Annotated in this window: 1 tRNA gene and 2 rRNA genes; all 3 read right to left on the bottom strand. The window is 53.2% G+C overall.

The annotated features are described in order from the left end of the window. Positions 1-93, bottom strand: a 23S ribosomal RNA gene (locus tag ABIB44_RS20480); the annotation flags it as partial. Between the two features lie 183 nt (positions 94-276). Next, a tRNA-Ile gene (locus ABIB44_RS20475) sits at positions 277-350 on the bottom strand. 99 nt (positions 351-449) lie between these two features. Continuing rightward, a 16S ribosomal RNA gene (locus ABIB44_RS20470) occupies positions 450-1,888 on the bottom strand; the annotation flags it as partial.

The raw sequence follows: 1,888 nt of genomic DNA, 5'->3' as shown, positions 1-1,888 counted from the left end.
ATGTGCCCCTCCCCCAGCCTTATCGCAGCTTATCGCGTCCTTCGTCGCCTCTGAGACCCTAGGCATCCCCCGTGTGCTCTTTCTTACTTCTCTTTTCGTAACGCTCTCCTTGTAAACAAGAAGTGCTTTGTCCCTTGCGGAACCAAGCGCGCTACGCTTCGTTTTTGTTACCCCTTACGTCAAAGAACGTCTGTCATCCTGGTATCTGATGACTTCGTGAAAACCAGCCAATCGCTGCTTTTCGGTATTTACAACAACTTGGTTAAGCCGTTAGAGTGGGCCTGCGTGGACTCGAACCACGGACCTCTACATTATCAGTGTAGCGCTCTAACCACCTGAGCTACAAGCCCGTATTCGGATTCAAGTATTATTTGAATGATGGAAAAGACAACAATAAGTTGCTATTGTAAGCGTACCACGCCACGAACTCACGAGTCGAACTGCTCCAGAAAGGAGGTGATCCAGCCGCACCTTCCGGTACGGCTACCTTGTTACGACTTAGCCCTAGTTACCTGTTCTACCCTAACTGGCTTCGTTGCGGAGCACCAGCTTCAGGTCTACCAAACTTCCATGGCTTGACGGGCGGTGTGTACAAGGCCCGGGAACGTATTCACCGCGTCATTGCTGATACGCGATTACTAGTGATTCCAGCTTCACGGAGTCGAGTTGCAGACTCCGATCCGAACTGAGAACGGCTTTTCGGGATTGGCGCACCATCGCTGGTTGGCAACCCGCTGTACCGTCCATTGTAGCACGTGTGTAGCCCTAGGCGTAAGGGCCATGATGACCTGACGTCGTCCCCGCCTTCCTCACTGCTTGCGCAGGCAGTCTGTCTAGAGTCCCCATCATTACATGCTGGCAACTAAACATAGGGGTTGCGCTCGTTGCGGGACTTAACCCAACACCTCACGGCACGAGCTGACGACGGCCATGCAGCACCTTGCTTTGTGTCCCGAAGGAAAGGCTCATCTCTGAGCCGGTCACGCGCATTCTAGCCTAGGTAAGGTTCCTCGCGTATCATCGAATTAAACCACATGCTCCACCACTTGTGCGGGCCCCCGTCAATTCTTTTGAGTTTCACTCTTGCGAGCGTACTCCCCAGGTGGGATACTTAACGCTTTCGCTAAGCCAGTGACCATCTATCGCCACCAGCGAGTATCCATCGTTTACGGCGTGGACTACCAGGGTATCTAATCCTGTTCGCTCCCCACGCTTTCGTGCCTCAGCGTCAGTTACAGTCTAGGCAGCTGCCTTCGCAATCGGTGTTCTGGATACTATCTATGCATTTCACCGCTACAGTATCCATTCCGCCACCCTCGTCTGTACTCAAGTCTTCCAGTTTCCAGGGCAGTTCCACTGTTGAGCAGTGGGCTTTCACCCCGGACTTAAAAAACCGCCTACGCACCCTTTAAACCCAATAAATCCGGACAACGCTTGCACCCTCCGTATTACCGCGGCTGCTGGCACGGAGTTAGCCGGTGCTTATTCATCAGGTACCGTCAGTAAAGCACGCATGCCCTTTTTTCTTCCCTGATAAAAGCAGTTTACGACTCAGAAAGCCTTCATCCTGCACGCGGCATGGCTGGGTCAGACTCTCGTCCATTGCCCAATATTCCCTACTGCTGCCTCCCGTAGGAGTCGGGCCCGTATCTCAGTGCCCGTGTGGGGGACCAGCCTCTCAGCTCCCCTAGCCATCGTCGCCTTGGTGAGCCGTTACCTCCCCAACTAGCTAATGGCACGCAACCCCATCTGAATCCAATAAATCTTTAACCATGAAACGATGCCGTTCTGTGGTTTTATGCGGTATTAATCCGCCTTTCGGCGGGCTATCCCCCAGATTCAGGTAGGTTGGTTACGCGTTACGCACCCGTGCGCCACTATTCCTATT

This window comes from Hymenobacter sp. UYCo722 (genome assembly GCF_040547115.1).
Classification (GTDB): Bacteria; Bacteroidota; Bacteroidia; order Cytophagales; family Hymenobacteraceae; genus Hymenobacter.
This window is presented reverse-complemented; position numbering and strand designations above follow the sequence as displayed.